The sequence below is a fragment of the Amycolatopsis sp. NPDC006131 genome, from assembly GCF_040614175.1.
GTDB classification, from domain to species: Bacteria; Actinomycetota; Actinomycetes; order Mycobacteriales; family Pseudonocardiaceae; genus Amycolatopsis_E; species Amycolatopsis_E tucumanensis.
This window is the reverse complement of the sequence record NZ_JBEXTX010000005.1, coordinates 58,154-73,751: the sequence shown is the minus strand read 5'-3', so window position 1 is coordinate 73,751 and position 15,598 is coordinate 58,154. Positions and strand designations below refer to the sequence as shown.

At 73.0% G+C, this 15,598-nt stretch carries 12 protein-coding genes; 5 read left to right on the top strand and 7 right to left on the bottom strand.

The window, feature by feature from the left end:
• Positions 1 to 605 precede the first annotated feature (605 nt).
• Positions 606 to 1,913, top strand: a complete 1,308-nt coding sequence (locus ABZ215_RS05120; protein ID WP_354947846.1) for an MFS transporter — start codon at positions 606 to 608, stop codon at positions 1,911 to 1,913.
• On the opposite strand, the gene ABZ215_RS05115 is transcribed toward ABZ215_RS05120, so the two are convergent.
• Together ABZ215_RS05115 and ABZ215_RS05110 are read right to left on the bottom strand one after the other, a co-directional pair.
• The gene (locus ABZ215_RS05115) at positions 1,862 to 3,871 is read right to left on the bottom strand and encodes a prolyl oligopeptidase family serine peptidase (RefSeq protein ID WP_354947844.1); all 2,010 of its coding nucleotides are present in this window, start codon (positions 3,869 to 3,871) and stop codon (positions 1,862 to 1,864) included. The genes ABZ215_RS05120 and ABZ215_RS05115 overlap by 52 nt on opposite strands.
• Positions 3,872 to 3,900: 29 nt before the next feature.
• The gene (locus ABZ215_RS05110) at positions 3,901 to 4,461 is read right to left on the bottom strand and encodes a TIGR03086 family metal-binding protein (protein WP_354947842.1); all 561 of its coding nucleotides are present in this window, start codon (positions 4,459 to 4,461) and stop codon (positions 3,901 to 3,903) included.
• Positions 4,462 to 4,541: 80 nt separating this feature from the next.
• On the opposite strand from ABZ215_RS05110, the gene ABZ215_RS05105 reads away from it, so the two are divergent.
• Both ABZ215_RS05105 and ABZ215_RS05100 read left to right on the top strand, forming a co-directional pair.
• Positions 4,542 to 5,966, top strand: a complete 1,425-nt coding sequence (locus tag ABZ215_RS05105) for a PLP-dependent aminotransferase family protein (RefSeq protein WP_354947840.1) — start codon at positions 4,542 to 4,544, stop codon at positions 5,964 to 5,966.
• A gap of 35 nt (positions 5,967 to 6,001) precedes the next feature.
• On the top strand, positions 6,002 to 6,430 hold the full coding sequence (locus tag ABZ215_RS05100; RefSeq protein ID WP_020421079.1) for a CBS domain-containing protein: 429 nt from the start codon (positions 6,002 to 6,004) through the stop codon (positions 6,428 to 6,430).
• A 32-nt stretch (positions 6,431 to 6,462) separates the two neighbouring features.
• Here the strand turns inward: ABZ215_RS05100 and ABZ215_RS05095 are convergent, their stop codons facing one another.
• Positions 6,463 to 7,521 carry a DUF2293 domain-containing protein gene (locus tag ABZ215_RS05095; RefSeq protein ID WP_354947838.1) on the bottom strand — a complete coding sequence of 353 codons (1,059 nt, stop codon included), beginning with the start codon at positions 7,519 to 7,521 and terminating at the stop codon, positions 6,463 to 6,465.
• Between the two features lie 59 nt (positions 7,522 to 7,580).
• Positions 7,581 to 8,510 carry a hypothetical protein gene (locus ABZ215_RS05090; RefSeq protein WP_354947836.1) on the bottom strand — a complete coding sequence of 310 codons (930 nt, stop codon included), beginning with the start codon at positions 8,508 to 8,510 and terminating at the stop codon, positions 7,581 to 7,583.
• 254 nt (positions 8,511 to 8,764) lie between these two features.
• Here ABZ215_RS05090 and ABZ215_RS05085 point away from each other — a divergent pair, with 254 nt between their 5' ends.
• Positions 8,765 to 10,132 carry a DUF4192 family protein gene (locus ABZ215_RS05085; RefSeq protein WP_354947834.1) on the top strand — a complete coding sequence of 456 codons (1,368 nt, stop codon included), beginning with the start codon at positions 8,765 to 8,767 and terminating at the stop codon, positions 10,130 to 10,132.
• Between the two features lie 439 nt (positions 10,133 to 10,571).
• Here the strand turns inward: ABZ215_RS05085 and galE are convergent, their stop codons facing one another.
• From galE to ABZ215_RS05070, 3 genes are all read right to left on the bottom strand, one after another.
• On the bottom strand, positions 10,572 to 11,561 hold the full coding sequence (gene galE, locus ABZ215_RS05080) for a UDP-glucose 4-epimerase GalE (protein WP_020421074.1): 990 nt from the start codon (positions 11,559 to 11,561) through the stop codon (positions 10,572 to 10,574).
• 94 nt (positions 11,562 to 11,655) lie between these two features.
• The gene (galK, locus tag ABZ215_RS05075; protein ID WP_354947832.1) at positions 11,656 to 12,828 is read right to left on the bottom strand and encodes a galactokinase; all 1,173 of its coding nucleotides are present in this window, start codon (positions 12,826 to 12,828) and stop codon (positions 11,656 to 11,658) included.
• On the bottom strand, positions 12,825 to 13,520 hold the full coding sequence (locus tag ABZ215_RS05070) for a metal-dependent transcriptional regulator (RefSeq protein ID WP_020421072.1): 696 nt from the start codon (positions 13,518 to 13,520) through the stop codon (positions 12,825 to 12,827). Before ABZ215_RS05070 ends, galK begins: the two co-directional genes overlap by 4 nt.
• Before the next feature lie 104 nt (positions 13,521 to 13,624).
• Here ABZ215_RS05070 and ABZ215_RS05065 point away from each other — a divergent pair, with 104 nt between their 5' ends.
• On the top strand, positions 13,625 to 14,794 hold the full coding sequence (locus tag ABZ215_RS05065; RefSeq protein WP_020421071.1) for an acetoin utilization protein AcuC: 1,170 nt from the start codon (positions 13,625 to 13,627) through the stop codon (positions 14,792 to 14,794).
• Positions 14,795 to 15,598 lie beyond the last annotated feature (804 nt).

Genomic DNA, 15,598 nt, shown 5'->3' with positions numbered 1-15,598 from the left:
CGTCGGGCGAGCGTGCGGCCGGGCACCCGCATGCCGCAGGGTGAGCGTGCAGCCGGGCATCCGCGCGCCGCCGGGTGCGCCCCCGGTTGGACGCCCGCATGCCGCCGGATCAACGGGCAGCCGGGGCACCCCACGCCGCGGGTGGGCGCGAGGCCGGGTGCGCGCATGGCGCCGGGTGAGCGTGCAGCCGGACATCCGCGCGCCGCCGGGTGAGCGCCCGGTTGGGCGCCCCGCGTGCCGCCGGCTGAACGGGCGGCTGGGGCACCCCACGCCGCCGGGTGGGCGCGTGGCCGGGTGCGCGCATGGCGCCGCGTGAGCGTGCAGTCGGGCGCCCGTACGGCGCGGGGTGAGCGCGCGGCCGGGCATCCGCGCGCCGCCGGGTGAGCGCGTAACCGGGCATCCGAACGCCGCCGGATGAACGGGCATCCGGGCATCCGTACGCCGCCGGCTGAGCGCGCAGCCGGGCACCCGCACGCCGCAGGACGAACGCAGCCGGGCACCCACACGCTGCCGGATGAGCTCCGCCCCCGGCGTCCGGAAAAACCTCACGCCCCATCCGGTCCCGCCCGTTGAGCGAGCACCCCCGGAACCGGAGAGTCGCCGCCGTGACGACAACCGCTACCCGGGGCAGCCTTCTCGGCGTCTCCCTCGCCTACTTCCTCGTCCTGTTGGACACCACCGTGCTCACCGTCGCGCTGCCCGGCATCCGCGCCGACCTCGGCGGCTCGGTCGCCGGGCAGCAGTGGGTGGTCAACGGCTACACCGTCTCGTTCGCCGCGTTCCTCCTCGGCGGCGGCGCCCTCGCCGACCGGTTCGGCCCGCTGCGCGTGTTCCGCTGGGGCGTCGCGAGCTTCGGCGTCCTCTCGCTGGTCTCGGCGTTCGCACCGAACCTGACCGTCCTCGTCGTGCTGCGCGTCCTGCTCGGCGTCGCCGGTGCGGCGTGCCTGCCCAGCTCCCTCGCGCTCATCAGCCGAATGCACCCGGACCCGGCGGCGCGGGCGAAGGCGCTCGGCGCGTGGGCGGCCATTACCGGCGTCGCGCTCGCCGCCGGGCCGATCGCCGGCGGTCTGCTGGTCGACCTCGCGGACTGGCGGGCGGTGTTCCTCGTCAACGTCCCGCTCGCGGCCCTCGGGCTGGCCCTCACCCGCGGCCGCGAGACCGCGCCCGCCGGCCGCGGTTTCGACGTCCGGAGCCAGCTCGCCGCATGCGTGTTCCTCGGCCTGCTGACCGAGGCGATCGTCGACGCCCAGCCGGTCGCGGCAGTCCTCGCGCTGCTCGTGCTCGCGTTGTTCGTCCACCGGGAGCGCCGCTCGGCGGCCCCGTCCGTGCCGCCGGTCCTGGTGCGCAGCCGGGGCGTCGCGGTGAACCTGTTCGCCGGCGCGGCGGTGAACTTCGTGCTCTCCGGCGCGTTGTTCGCGGTGACCCTGCTGCTGCAGGACGAGCGCCACCTCACTCCGGTCGAGACCGGGCTGGCGTTCCTGCCGCTCACGTTGCCGACCGCGTTCAACCCGCTGCTGACCAGCCGGATCGTCGCCGCCCGCGGCCCGCGCCTCCCGGTCGTCGCCGGGCTGACCCTGCTGACCGCGGGCGCCGCTGTCCTGGCCGCGACCGTCCACGCGCCCTACCCGCTGCTGGCGTGCGGGCTCCTGCTGCTCGGCTTCGGTGTCTCCCTCGCCCTGCCCGCGCTCGTCACCGGCGTGGTGACCGCGGCGCCCGACGGCTACGCCGGAACCGCCGGTGGCCTGCTCAACGCCGTCCGCCAGGTCGGGGCGACCGTCGGCGTCGCGGCGATGGGCGCGGTGGTGGCCACCGGCGCGTTCGGCTGGGCGTTCGTGCTCGCCGCCGCGGTGGCGGCGAGCGGTCAGCTGCTGAGCTTCTGCCAGAGGAACTCGAACAGCAGGGCCCACTTGTAGGCCAGCTGCTCGTTGTCCGCCGCGGCGCCGTGCCCGCCCTCGATGTTCTCGTAGTACCGCACGTCGTGCCCCTGTTCGAGCATGCGCGCCATCATCTTGCGCGCGTGCGCCGGGTGCACCCGGTCGTCGCGGGTGGACGTCATGAACAGCGTGGGCGGGTACTTCCGTCCCTTGTGGACGTTCTGGTAGGGCGAGTACTTCGAGATGTACTCCCATTCCGCCGGATCGTCCGGGTCGCCGTACTCGGCCACCCACGACGCGCCCGCCAGCAGCAGGTGGTAGCGCTTCATGTCCAGCAACGGAACCTGGCTCACGATCGCGCCGAACAGCTCGGGGTAGCGGGTGAGCATGACGCCCATCAGCAGGCCGCCGTTGCTGCCGCCGTGGATGCCCAGCCGCTCCGGCGTCGTGATGCCGCGCTCGACGAGGTCTGCGGCGACCGCGGCGAAGTCCTCGTAGACCAGGTAGCGGTTCTCCTTGATCGCGCCGGTGTGCCAGCCCGGCCCGTACTCGCCGCCGCCGCGGATGTTCGCGAGCACGTACGTGCCGCCGCGCGCGAGCCAGCCGCGGCCGGTCACGCCGCTGTACGCGGGCAGGCGGGACACCTCGAACCCGCCGTAGCCGGTGAGCATCGTCGGGCCGTCCCCGTTTCGCGGCCGCACCACGAAGTACGGGATCCGCGTGCCGTCCCTGGAGGTGGCGAAGTGCTGCTCGACGGTGATGTCCGAGGCGTCGAAACGGGCCGGGGCCTGCTTCAGGATCTCGGTCTCGCCGCCGACGTGCCCGTAGGAGAGCGTCGCGGGCTGGGTGAAGCCGCTGGTGTTGAGCAGGTACTCGTCGCTGTGGTCGGGATCGGTGTCGACGATCTCCGCGGTGCCCAGCTCCGGCGCCCCGGCCAGCGGCTCGCGGCGCCAGCCGTCCTCGCCAGGGGTGAGCACGTGCAGCTCCGTGTGCACGTCGGCGAGGGTGGTGAGCAGCAAGTGGTGCTTCGTCCAGTCCCAGGCCTCCAGCGAGGTGCGCCCGTCCGGCTCGAACAGGACGGTGAGGTCGCGCTCGCCTGCCAGGTAGTCGTCGAACCGCGCGGCGAGCAGCGTGCCGGGCGCGTAGTCGCGGCCGGCGACCGTCCAGGCCGTGCGGGTCCGGATCAGCAGCCACTCCTTGTGGGTGCTGGTCTGCGCGTCCTCCGGCACGTCGAGCTTGACCAGGCCGTCGGGCGTGCGCAGGAACTTCTCCGTGCGGTAGAAGTCGATGGCGCGGCCGACGAAGTCGCGTTCGAATCCGGGCGTGGGGTCGTGGTAGGCGAACACCGCGACGTCGTCCGGCTTGCCTTCGAAGACCGTGACGGCCTCGGCGAGCGGGGTCCCGCGGCGCCACTCCTTCATGATCCGCGGGTACCCGGACGCGGTCATCGAGCCGGGGCCGAAGTCGGTGCCGACGTAGATGCGGTCCTCGTCGATCCAGCCGACGCGGCTCTTGGCCTCGGGCAGCTCGAACCCGCCCGCGACGAACTCACGCGTCTCCAGGTCGAACTCGCGCACGACGGCCGCGTCCGCGCCACCGCGGGACAGCTCGGCCAGGCCGCGCCGGTACGACGGCCGCAGCACCGCCGCGCCCTGCCAGACCCAGTTCTCGCCCTCGGCCTCGGCCAGCGCGTCGACGTCGAGCAGGACCTCCCAGTCGGGCCGCTCGGTGCGGTAGGAGTCGAGAGTGGTGCGCCGCCACAGGCCGCGCGGGTGCGCCGCGTCCTGCCAGAAGTTGTAGAAGTACTCGCCGCGCCGGCGGATGTAGGGGATCCGGTCGTCGGCGTCGAGCACCTCGCGGGCCTCGTCGCGCAGCTGCTCGAACCGCGTGCCGCCGGTGAGCTCGGCGACCGATTCGGCGTTGCGCTGCCGGACCCAGTCGAGCGCCCGCTCGCCGGTCACGTCCTCGAGCCAGAGGTACGGGTCTTCGTCAGCCATGTCCCCATCCTGCCAGGTGGGGATGATTTTCAACGCCAGGCGGGGTCGCGGCCGGTCAGCGCGAGGAACCGGTCCAGTTCGCCGGCGTCCGGAGCGATCTCGACGACGGGCGCGAAGACGTCGTCGTCGGGGCGCGGCCGGGTGCGCATCCGCTCGGCGAACCGCAGCGCGACGTGCACGGCCTCCGGGTCGGGTTCGTAGGGCGCGTCGAGGGCGCGGGCGAGGTCCCAGCCGTGCGCGACCGAGTCGACCAGGTGCATGGTGAGCGCGACCGGAGCGGGGAAGGTGCCGAACTCGCGGACCGTCACCTCGCGGTCCAGCACCGCGTCGTCGGCGGCAGCGGCGAGGAAGGCGTCGACCGACTCCGCGTAGGCGCGGTACGGGTCGTCACCGAGTGTTCCGGTCGCCCAGTCCGGCGCGACACCCTCGCGCAGCGCCACCGCGAAGGCGTGGTTTTCGCTCACCTGGTGGGTGAGCAGGTCACCGAGCGTCCAGCCCGCGCACGGTGTTCGCAGGCCGAGGTCGGTGACCCCGGAAACGATCTTGTCCAGGTCGGCGAGAACTCGCCGGTCGAGATCACGGATGTCCATGTGGTCAACCTAGGCCGACAAGTGGCCCTGCCGAAGGTCCAAAGCTGGGCCATCGGAGTTGGGCCAATTAGGCTGGCGAGGTGGACATCCAGATCGAGCTGGGGGCCGGCCGTGGCCGGCGGGATGCCATCTACCGCCAGATCCGCGAGGCGATCCTCGACGGCCGCCTGCGCGACGGGGACGCCCTGCCGCCCACCCGTGAGCTGGCACAACGGCTCGCGGTGTCGCGCAACACGGTCAGCGCCGCGTACGACCGCCTGGTCGCCGAGGGGTTCCTGGAGTCACGGGTCGGCGCGGGCACCTTCGTCGGCGCGGGCGCCCGGCGGGACGGCCGTCCGCCGGACAGCGGGCCGGCGTCGCTCACCCCGGTCCCGGTGTGGGACGACGTGCCCCGCCCGCCGGACCGGTTCCGCGAGCAGCCGTCGTTCGACTTCCGCTCCGGCGCGCCGGACGTCTCGCTGTTCCCGTTCGACACCTGGCGCCGCCTGGTCACGCAGCAGCTGCGGCGGTCGCGGCACGACGTGCTCACCTACGGCGATCCGCAGGGGCACCCCGCTCTGCGGGAGGCGATCGCGCGGCACATCGGCGTGTCGCGGGCGGTCCGGGTAACCGCGGACGACGTGCTGGTAACGAACGGATCGCAGCAAGCGGTGGATCTCGCCGCCCGGGTGCTGGTCGAACCGGGCGCCCGGGTCGCGGTCGAGGATCCCGGCTACCCGCCGCCGCGGCAGCTGTTCGCCACACTGGGTGCGCGGCCGGTCGGGGTGCCGGTGGACGACGAGGGCATCGTCGTCGACGCCATCCCCGGCGACTGCCGCCTGGTGTACGTGACGCCGTCGCACCAGTTCCCGCTCGGGGTGTCGATGTCAATGGCGCGGCGGGTGGCCCTGATCGACTGGGCCCGCCGGCACGACGCGGCGATACTGGAGGACGACTACGACACCGAGTTCCGCTACACGGGACGGCCGCTGGAACCGTTGCGCAGCTTGGATTCCAGCGGCCGGGTGCTCTACATCGGATCGTTCTCCAAGGTGCTGCTTCCCGGGCTGCGACTCGGGTTCCTCGTCGCGCCGCCGGGCTTGCGGCCGGCACTGGCGAAGGCGAAGTACCTGACGGACTGGCATTCGGCGAGCCTCACGCAGGCGGCGCTGGCGGAGTTCATGGACAGCGGCGAGTTCGCGCGGCACATCCGCCGCACGCGCCGCGAGTACGCCGCCCGGCGCGAGGTGGTGTGCCGCGTGGTCGCGCGGGAGTTCCCGGACCTGCGATTGATCCCGTCGTCGGCCGGACTCCATGTGAGTGCATTCAGCGCGACGCCGGTACGTCCGATGGTGCGAGCCGCGCGGCAGGCGGGCGTGCGGATCTACACGCTCGGTGACTTCACGGGCGTGCGGGATGCCCTGGATGGACTCGTTTTCGGCTTCGGCGCGATCCCGCGTGACCGCATCGAGCCGGGGCTGCGGGAGTTGCGGGCTTTCGCGGACAGCGACCGGGCTCTAACCTGATGTGAGCCGGGTCACGAGCAGCTTGGAGGCTGTCGATGCGGATCGCCGACTTACTGCGGAGCAAGGGGAACTGGGTGGCCACGGTGCGGCCCGAGTCGTCCATCACCGATCTGCTCGCCGGGCTGGCCGAGCACAACGTGGGCGCGATGGTCGTGGCCGGGGAGGACGGCATCGCGGGCATCGTGTCGGAACGCGATGTGGTGCGGAAGCTCAACGAGCACGGGCCTGCCCTGCTGGAACACCCGGTGTCGGAGATCATGACGACGGTGGTGGCGACGTGCACCCCGCGTGATTCGGTGGACGACTTGAGCGTGCTGATGACCCAGCGCCGGGTGCGGCACGTGCCCGTCATGGAGGGCGGGCGCCTGGTCGGGATCGTCAGCATCGGCGACGTGGTGAAGAGCCGGATGGAGGAACTGGAGGCGACGCAGCAGCAACTGGCGGCCTACATCGCGCAGGGCTGAGCTCGCCGGACCGCCTTTCCCACCATCGCGGTTCACCCGGCTGAAGGCTGGGTCCACCCCTCCAGCACCCGGTCCAGATCCGCCCGGATCCGCTCCCGGGCGTCCGCGCGCGGCACGCCGTCCATGAGCAACCGGTCGTAGGCGGTGTCGAGGTGCCGCACCGAGGCGATCACCGCGAGCCGCACGGCTTCCTCGTCGAGCGCGCGCCCGGCCGCGGACCGCCCGACGCGCCCGCTGCCCCGGGTCCCCGCGTGCTCGGCGATCGACTGAGCCCGCTCGGCCGGGCAGCCCGGGTACAACCTGCGGACGACCTCGGCGAAGGCGGCCTGGAACTCGACGTCCTGCGCGGCCCGGCGGTGCGCGTCCCGTTCCCGGCGCCGGGCGCGGACGTCCTCGTCGGCGAGGCACTGCTGTTCGGCGCGTTCGAGCGCGGCTTCTTCGACGAGGATCCCTTGCCGCTCATGGCGTTTGCGCCGCCGGTTGAAGCGCAGGACCAGCACGGCGAGGGTGCTCTCCTGCTTCGCGCGGCGGGACAGCGCGGCGTTGCCCGCGGGCAGGAAGACGAGGTGGTCGAAGTCCGCGCAGGCGAGGCACAGGTGGCCGTCGCCCTCGGGCAGGTGCAGGTCCCCGGCCGCGCCACGGGTCGCGCAGCCCGCGCAGGTCCAGGCGTTGCCTGCGGTGGTCACGGCGAGGTCCGGCGCCTTGTTCTGCCGTTCGGTGAGGCGGGCGCGTTGCTTGTCCGTCAGTCCCGGGGCCAGCCAATGCGTGCGGCACAGGCGATCGAGCGCGTCGTCGTCGGTGAACCGCAGGTCGCGGCGATCCCGGGTGCCCGCCACGTAAGCGCTGTCGGACGGGCTCAGCCCGTTGGCGCGGGCCCAGTTGCCCAGGCACTCCAGGGCTTCGGCGATGCGCGTGTCGTCGACGGGAAGTTCCTTGGCGAGGGGGCTGAACCGCCCGCGGCGCCACTCTTCGACGCGGGAGGGATGCACCCAGCCGAGTGCGGTGAACACCTCGACGGGAGCGACGTACTTGCGCTGGGCGAGCGCGGCACCCGCCACGGAGGCGACGCGGTTGTGCAGTTTGCCGGCCATCGGCCCGGGAGTCTAATCGCGGCACCTGCGGCCACGGCGGTGGCAGTTCGGTCGGCGGGTCAGGGCAACTCGCTCACCGTCGGCCGAAGGGCGCTGATCCCGGCCGTCAGCGCGGCGCGTCCCTCGCCGAAGCTCGTTCCCAGCGGCAGTTCGGTCAGCAGCACCGCGACGTAGCGGTAGCCCGGCCCGACGAGCCCGGTCGTGTTCAGCACGACGGCCCGGCTGATCTCCATCCAGCCCTGCTTGACCGCGCGCGGCAGTCCCGGCAGGCCGTCCGGGATGCCGAAGTACTGCGGGAACCCGTCCGCGGCCGGGGTCCGGATCGCCGCCAGCCCGTCGAGGATCGGCTGCCGCGCCTCGGGCGGCACCTCGGTGGCCAGGTAGCGGTAGATCGCCACCAGGTCGTTCGGGGTCGTCCTGGTCATCTCCCACTGGTCGGAAATCCGTGGCGGCTGCGTGTTCTCCAGATTCATCAGATCAGCCATCCGCGTGATGATCGATCCGCGTCCGCCCGAGTTCCAGAACGATTCGGCGTCGCCGTCGTCGCTGAGCGACAGCATCTCGACGATGCGCTCGCGCTGCGCGTCGCTCGGGGCGTGCCAGCCGCCGGTGTGCAGGACGTCGAGCGCCATCAGGAGCTTGACCACCGATGCCGTGTAGAACTGCCGGTCGCCGTTCGCGGAGGCCAGCAGTTCGCCGGTGGCCGTGTCGTACAGGGCGAGGCCGACGGTGGTTCCGGACACCTCGTGGGTGACCGCGCCGGTCGCGGCGGCGGCGAGACGCGTGCGCTCGTCGGCGGTCAGCGTCGAGTGCGTGGTGCTGACCGATGTGGCCGACGGTGCCGTGCTGGTCGACGGCAGCGCGCTGGGCGCCGCGACGGGCACCGAACCGGTGTCCGCCTTGCCGATGGTCAGCGAGGTGACGACCACGGCCGTGGCCACTCCCGCGCCCACCCCGGCGAGCACGACGCGCCATTTCATGCCCCGCATAACGTCCACCTAATCGGAATCGTGCCCCGCGGAGGTAACCGTACGGTAAAACCACGCGATCTCATGTCGATCTTCGTCAGGTCGGGTGGAATCTACTGTGGACCAAAAGAACCGGGCCGGGCACCTTACTCCACACCCCTGACAGGAATGCGCCACCGGCCCGCGCGGGCGGGAAGTTGTCCACATCGTCCTGAACCATCCACAGAATCCCGTTCTGTTTCGGGAACACTGGTTTTCTGCCCCATAGTGGTTCCATGACTTCCACGACCACCAACACCGGCACGGACGGCCGGATCACCGTCCGCATCTCCGACCCCGGCGAGCTGATCGCCGCGGTGCCGCACCTGCTGACGTACCGGCCCGGCCCGTCCGTCGTGCTGCTCAACCACGGCGGCCGGGAACGCATGATCACGCCGGTGATCCGCGCGGATCTGCCCGACGAGGCGTGCGAGCCGGACATGGCCGGTGATCTCGTGCGCGCCGTGCTCCGACATCCCGGCGCCGGGGTGACGGTCGTGATCATCGGCCGCCACCCCGGCCACCGGGCGCCGCCGGGCCGGTTGCCGCACGACGGCTTGGCCCTCCGGTTGACGTCCGCGTTCAGGAACGCCGGACGCCCGGTCGACCACGCCCTGTGGGTCCCGGAGATCCGCGGCGGAGCACGGTGGCGGTGCTACCACGAGAGGTGCCTGCGGGGCGTGCTGCCGGACGACCGGGAAACCGTGCTGGCCGCCACGATGGCGACGAGTGGCCAAGTGACGTACGGCAGCCGCGAGGAGATGGCACGCCTGCTCGACCCCGACGACCCAGCCGCCATCACCCGACGGCAACACATGCTGGACGAAGCGATCGACAACGGACTGACGAGACCGAGCCCCACTGGGCCGGCGAGCAAGGCACAGCAGCCCACGGCGGCCAATCCCAACAAGGCAACGCACGGCGCCGCACTGGGTGCGTTCACCGAGGCAAAGTCGGCTGCACCGACCGCCAAGGGCGGCGCCGCACCGGGCCGGTGCGGCGAAGCGGAGTCGGCCGAGCCCGCCGCGGGCGGCCCAGCGGGTTGGCACGCCGCGATGGGCGGTGCCGAACCGGGCTGGTGCGGCGAGGCGGAGTCGGCCGAGCCCGCCGCGGGCGGCCTAGCGGGTTGGCACGCCGCGATGGGCGGTGCCGAACCGGACTGGTTCGGCGAGGCGCAGTCGGCCGAGCACCTCGCCGTCGTCCGCGTCGCCCTGGCCCGGGCCGTCGCGGGCGACTTCGACCTGAGCGACGACGACGTGGTCTCCCTGGCGATGGCCCTGTCGGACCTCACGGTGCGCGACCGTTGCCTCACGACGGCCGACCCGCCCGGCGAACCCCCGTCCACCGCCGCCGAACGGCTGTGGCTCGAACTCGTGCGCCGCACCCCGATGCCGGAACGCGCCGAGCCGGCCGTGCTGCTCGGCTACTCGGCCTACCGCCGCGGGGACGGCGTCCTGGCCGCCCTGGCGTTCGACAACGCACTGGCCGCCCACCCCGGCCACCGCCTCGCGGAGCTCCTCCGGATCTGCCTGAGCCACCAACTCCCGCCCGACACACTCCGCCGCCTGAGCGACTGCCAGGAAGGAGGCCTCATGCCCAGCTGACCCAGCCCGCGCGCCACCGGAGGCCCAGCGGGCGCATGACGGGGGAGGGAGCGGCTCCCGCAGGTGTCCGCCCCGCAGGACCAGCAGGTGCGAGGCACCTCAACGGCCGAGCTGACTCCCGATCGGCACCGGCCGCGCAGACCAAGCCCCGATCGGTGCGGGCCGCGCCGACCACGCTCGATCGAGACCGGCCGCACCGGTCGCACCGACCAAGCTGCGATCGGTGCGGGCCGCAGTGCCAAAGCCGCGATCGGCGTGGGCCGCACCGATCAAGCTGCGATCGGCGCGGGCTGCACCGATCAAGCCGCGATCGGCACCGGCCAAGCCTCGACCGGCGCCGGCCCACCCGCCGAGAGGATCAGCCCCCGAGAGGACCAGCCCCCGAGGGGATCAGCCCCCGAGAGGACCAGCCCCCGAGGGGATCAGCCCCCGAGGAGGATCAGCCTCCGAGGGCCTTGCGCTCCTGCGTGAAGCGCCAGGCGTCGCGGACGATGCCTTCCAGGTCGGCGCGCTCGGGCTTCCAGCCGAGCTCCTCGCGGGCCCGGTCGCTGGCCGCCACCAGGATCGCGGGGTCGCCGGCGCGGCGCGGCGCCACCTCGGCCGGGATCGGGTGCCCGGTCACGGCGCGGCACGCCTCGATGACCTGGCGCACGGAGAACCCGGTGCCGTTGCCCAGGTTGTAGATCCGGTGTTCGCCGGCCCGCGCGTGCGTCAGCGCGAGCAGGTGGGCGTCGGCGAGGTCGGCCACGTGGATGTAGTCGCGAACGGCCGTGCCGTCGTCGGTGGGGTAGTCCTCGCCGAAGATGCCGATGTGCGGGCGGTCCCCGGTGGCCACCTGCAGCACCAGCGGGATCAGGTGGGTCTCGGTGGTGTGCCGTTCCCCGTAGCGGCCGTACGCGCCGGCGACGTTGAAGTACCGCAGGCTCACGGCAGCCAGCCCGTGCGCCCGCGCGTAGCTGGTGATCGCGTGGTCGATGGCCAGCTTCGACGCACCGTAGGTGTTGGTCGGCATCGTGGGCGCGGTCTCCGGGATCGGGCTGCGCTCCGGCTCACCGTAGGTGGCCGCCGTGGAGGAGAAGACCAGGCGGGGCGTGCCGTGCGCGCGCATCGCGTCCAGCAGGCGAATGGAGGTGATCACGTTCCCGTGCCAGTACTTGGCCGGGTCCTGCATCGACTCGCCGACGAGGGACTTCGCCGCGAAGTGCAGCACGCCGTCGAAGCCCTCGCCGAGCAGGGACGCCGTCGCGTCGGCGGCGTCGCCCTCGACGAAACGCGCGCCGTCGGGGACGGCGTCCGCGTGGCCGGTGGACAGGTCGTCCACGACGACGACCTCGTGCCCGGCCTCCAGCAGACGGGCCGTGCAGACGCTGCCGACGTAACCGGCACCGCCCGTGACGATCAGCTTGAGGCGCGAGGAGTCGGAAGCCATGGTCTCGTCGGAAGCCTTTCTCGAGAACGAAAAGGAGGTGTCGCCAGTGTGGACCAGCAACCTGTGAGCCACGCACAGGTCCGGCCCCGCCGAATCACAGCTCGTCGCGTCCCGCGCCGGGGGACGGGATCGCCACGAAGGCACGCGGCGCGCGGTAGCCCGCGCGGTCGAAGGCCTCCGTGACCGCCGCCTCCACGGTGTCCACACCGGACTCGGGCACGAGGGCGATCGCGGTGCCGCCGAACCCGCCGCCGGTCATCCGCGCGCCCAGGGCGCCGTTGGCTTCGGCGACCTCCACGGCGAGGTCCAGTTCCGGGCAGGAGATCCGGTAGTCGTCACGCATGCTGGCGTGCGAAGCGGTCAGCAGCGGGCCGATGTCGCCGATCCGGCCGTCCCGGAGCAGCGCGACGACGTCGAGCACGCGCTGGTTCTCCGTCACGACGTGGCGGACGAGCGGGCCGAGCTCGGCGGGCAGCTGCGCGAGCGCGCCGTCCAGGTCGCCGGGGCCCACGTCCCGCAGCGCCTTGACGCCGAGCAGGTCGGCCGCGCGTTCGGTGCCTTTGCGGCGCTCGCCGTAGCCGCCCTCGCTGTGGGCGTGCTTGACGCGTGTGTCGATGGCCAGGATGCGCAGGCCCGCGGCCGCGGCGTCGAACGGCACCTGTTCCATCTCGCCGGAGCGGACGTCGAGGAACAGCACGTGACCGTCCACGCAGCACAGCGACGCGGTCTGGTCGAGCACGCCGGTCGGGGCGCCGACGAAGTCGTTCTCGGCGCGCTGAGCCCAGCGGGCGATCTCGGCGCGCCGCTCCAGGCCCGGGTCGTCTTCACCGGCCAGCCCGAGCAGGGCCAGCGCCACCGCGCACTCCAGCGCGGCGGAGGAGGACAGCCCGGCGCCGGTGGGGACGTCACCGGCCAGCACGACGTCGGCGCCACGCTCGACGCCGTGGTCGCGCAGCACCCACGCCACCCCGGCCGGGTACGCGGCCCAGCCGTCGACACCACCGGGACGCAGATCGGGGATCGCGACGGGCTCGGCTTGCTGGATGCGCCCGTCGGAGCCGAGCGTGGACACGGTGAGGACCTGGTCGGCGCGCGGGGACGCGGCGGCGGCCAGCCGGTGCGGCAGGGCGAACGGCAGCACGAAACCGTCGTTGTAGTCGGTGTGCTCGCCGATCAGGTTGACCCGGCCCGGCGCGGACCACACCCCGGCCGGGGACCGCCCGTGCACGGACCGGAACGCCTCCGCGGCCTCGCTCGCGGAGCTCACTTGGCCTGCGCCAGAACCGCGTGCAGCACCGACATGGGCACCTGGACCGCGCCGAGCTCGCCGGTCAGCTCCGCGGTGCCGCCGCCGTCCGCGCGGCGCACCGAAACGACGCTGCCGGGGGCGACTCCCGCCTTCTTCAGGTCGACCATCAGCTTCTCGTCGAGCTGGATGTGCTCGGCGAGGCGCCGGATCTCCGCCTTGCCGCCGCCGGAGCGCGCGAAGTCGTCCAGCCGCACCAGGTCGGCCTCGGCGGGCGGCGCGGGCAGCCCGCCCTCGCCGAGCTTGTCCAGACCAGGGATCGGGTTGCCGTAGGGCGAGGTGGTCGGGTGGTCGAGCAGCCGGACCAGCTTGCGCTCCACCGCCTCGCTCATGACGTGCTCCCAGTGGCAGGCCTCGGTGTGCACGTGCTCCCACTCCAGCCCGATCACGTCGAGCAGCAGTCGCTCCGCGAGGCGGTGCTTGCGCATGACGGCGATGGCGAGTTCCCGGCCGTGGTCGGTGAGCTGCAGGTGGCGGTCGTCGGCGACGCGCACCAGCCCGTCGCGTTCCATGCGGGCCACCGTCTGGCTGACTGTCGGACCGCTCTGCTGCAGCCGCTCGGCGATGCGGGCGCGCAGCGGTACGACACCTTCCTCTTCGAGCTCGAAGATGGTCTTCAAGTACATCTCTGTGGTGTCGATGAGATCGTTCACGATGTCCCCTTCGTCCGCGACAATCCATGGTAGTCGTTCCGGGCGACGGTCACCCCAGGTGACCGGGAGGATAATCCCGCTCCTCACGGCTACCATCGGACGTCATGCAGCCCGCCGTCGTCTGGGATCCCGCCCTCCTCGGTTACGACCTCGGCGGTGAGCACCCGTTCAACCCGGTCCGGCTCGACCTCACCGTGCGGCTCGCCACTGAGCTGGGGGTCCTCGACGGCGTGGAACTGCTCGTGCCCGAGCCCGCCACCGATACCGAGTTGTACCGCATCCACGCTGAGGAGTACCTGGCGGCGGTCAAGCTCGCGCCGACCGCGGGCTGGGACGTCGGCCACGGCCTCGGCACCGCCGACAACCCGGTGTTCAGCGACATGCACGACGCCTCCGCGCTGGTGGTCGGCTCGACCCTGCTCGGGGCGCGCAAGATCGCCGACGGCGAGGCGCGGCGCGCGGTGAACATCGCAGGTGGCCTCCACCACGCGATGCGCGACCACGCCGCCGGGTTCTGCGTCTACAACGACTGCGCGGTGGCCATCTCCTGGCTGCTCGACCACGGTTTCGACCGCATCGCCTACGTGGACACCGACGTCCACCACGGCGACGGCGTGCAGGCCGCCTTCTACGGCGACCCCCGTGTGCTCACGGTCTCGCTGCACCAGCACCCGTTCACGCTGTGGCCGGGCACCGGGTACAGCGCCGAGACCGGGTCCGGCGAGGCCGAGGGCACGTCGGTGAACGTGCCGCTGCCGCCGGGCACCCGCGACGCCGGCTGGCTGCGTGCCTTCCACGCGGTCGTGCCGTCCCTGCTGGAGGTGTTCCGGCCGCAGATCCTGGTCACCCAGTGTGGTGTCGACTCCCACGAGGAGGACCCGCTCGCGGACCTCGCGCTCTCGGTCGACGGCCACCGGACCATCTACGCTACTCTCCGTGACCTCGCTGAGCGTCACGCCGAGGGCCGGTGGCTGGCCGTCGGCGGCGGCGGGTACCAGCTGATCCGGGTCGTGCCGCGCTCGTGGACGCACCTCATGGCGACGGTCCTCGACCGCGACGTGAAGCCCGAGACGCCGCTGCCGCCGAACTGGGTCAACACGGTCCTGCGGGCCGCGCCGAGCGCCGAACTGCCCCCGGAGATGACCGACGGCCGGGACACCACGTTCCGCTCCTGGGGGGACGGGGCGGACGATCCGGTCGACGTCGCGATCCGGGACACGCGCCGCGCGTTGTTCCCACTGCACGGCCTGGACCCGGACGACCCGAGGGACTGACCCGACCGATCCGAGGAATCGACGTGAGATGAGCAGGACCGACAAGCCCAGCGGACCGCACGACGACGAGCCCCGCGGAGCCGCACCGGCCGGCAGGCCCGTTCAGGGGGACGGCGCGCCGGGAGCGGAGAGCCCGGAGGGCGGCCTCCGCGCCGCGGCGGGTGGTGGCGAACAGGCCGCTGCCGGCCAGAATCGGGGCGCCGGCGCGGGCGGTGAGCATGCCGCTCGTGGCGGCTCGGGGTCGGGCGGCGGCGTGGGCAGTGTCGGTGGTGGCGAGGCCTCCGGTGGTGAGCGAGCGGCCGGTGGCGAGGCTCCCGGTGGTGAGCAGGCCGACGGTGGCGGCTCGGGGCTGGGTGGTGTCGATCAGGAGCAGGTGGGTGGCGCTGGCGTGGGCAGTGATCAGGGCAGTGCGGGCGGCAGCGGGCAGCAGGAGCCGCTGACCGATGCCGGTGAGCGTGGGGACGCGGGGCAGGCGCAAGTGGGCAGTGCCGGTGAGCGTGGGGGCGCGGGGCAGGCGCAGGTGGGCGGTGCCGGTGAGCGTGGGGGCGCGGGGCAGGCGCAGGTTGGCGATGCTGGCGAGCGTGGGGGCGCGGGGCAGGCGCAGGTGGGCGGTGCCGGCGAAAGCGGCGGTACTGGCCGCGGTGGTGTTGGTGAGCGAAGCGGCGCCGGCGAGCGCGGCAGTGCCGGCGAGCGCGGTGCTGCCGGCGCGTCCAGCGATGCGGGCCAGGAGCCGGCCAGCAGCGGCGCCGGTCCCGGGCAGGCGGACGGCGCGGGTGACGGGGCGAACCGGGAGAAGCACGGGCC

What these genes read in the sequence shown, in the direction of transcription:
- ABZ215_RS05115 (WP_354947844.1), bottom strand. Translation starts at nt 3,871, where the DNA reads ATGGCTGACGAAGACCCGTACCTCTGGCTCGAGGACGTGACCGGCGAG.
- ABZ215_RS05110 (WP_354947842.1), bottom strand. Translation starts at nt 4,461, where the DNA reads ATGGACATCCGTGATCTCGACCGGCGAGTTCTCGCCGACCTGGACAAG.
- ABZ215_RS05100 (WP_020421079.1), top strand. Translation starts at nt 6,002, where the DNA reads ATGCGGATCGCCGACTTACTGCGGAGCAAGGGGAACTGGGTGGCCACG.
- ABZ215_RS05095 (WP_354947838.1), bottom strand. Translation starts at nt 7,521, where the DNA reads ATGGCCGGCAAACTGCACAACCGCGTCGCCTCCGTGGCGGGTGCCGCG.
- ABZ215_RS05090 (WP_354947836.1), bottom strand. Translation starts at nt 8,510, where the DNA reads ATGCGGGGCATGAAATGGCGCGTCGTGCTCGCCGGGGTGGGCGCGGGA.
- ABZ215_RS05085 (WP_354947834.1), top strand. Translation starts at nt 8,765, where the DNA reads ATGACTTCCACGACCACCAACACCGGCACGGACGGCCGGATCACCGTC.
- galE (WP_020421074.1), bottom strand. Translation starts at nt 11,561, where the DNA reads ATGGCTTCCGACTCCTCGCGCCTCAAGCTGATCGTCACGGGCGGTGCC.
- ABZ215_RS05065 (WP_020421071.1), top strand. Translation starts at nt 13,625, where the DNA reads ATGCAGCCCGCCGTCGTCTGGGATCCCGCCCTCCTCGGTTACGACCTC.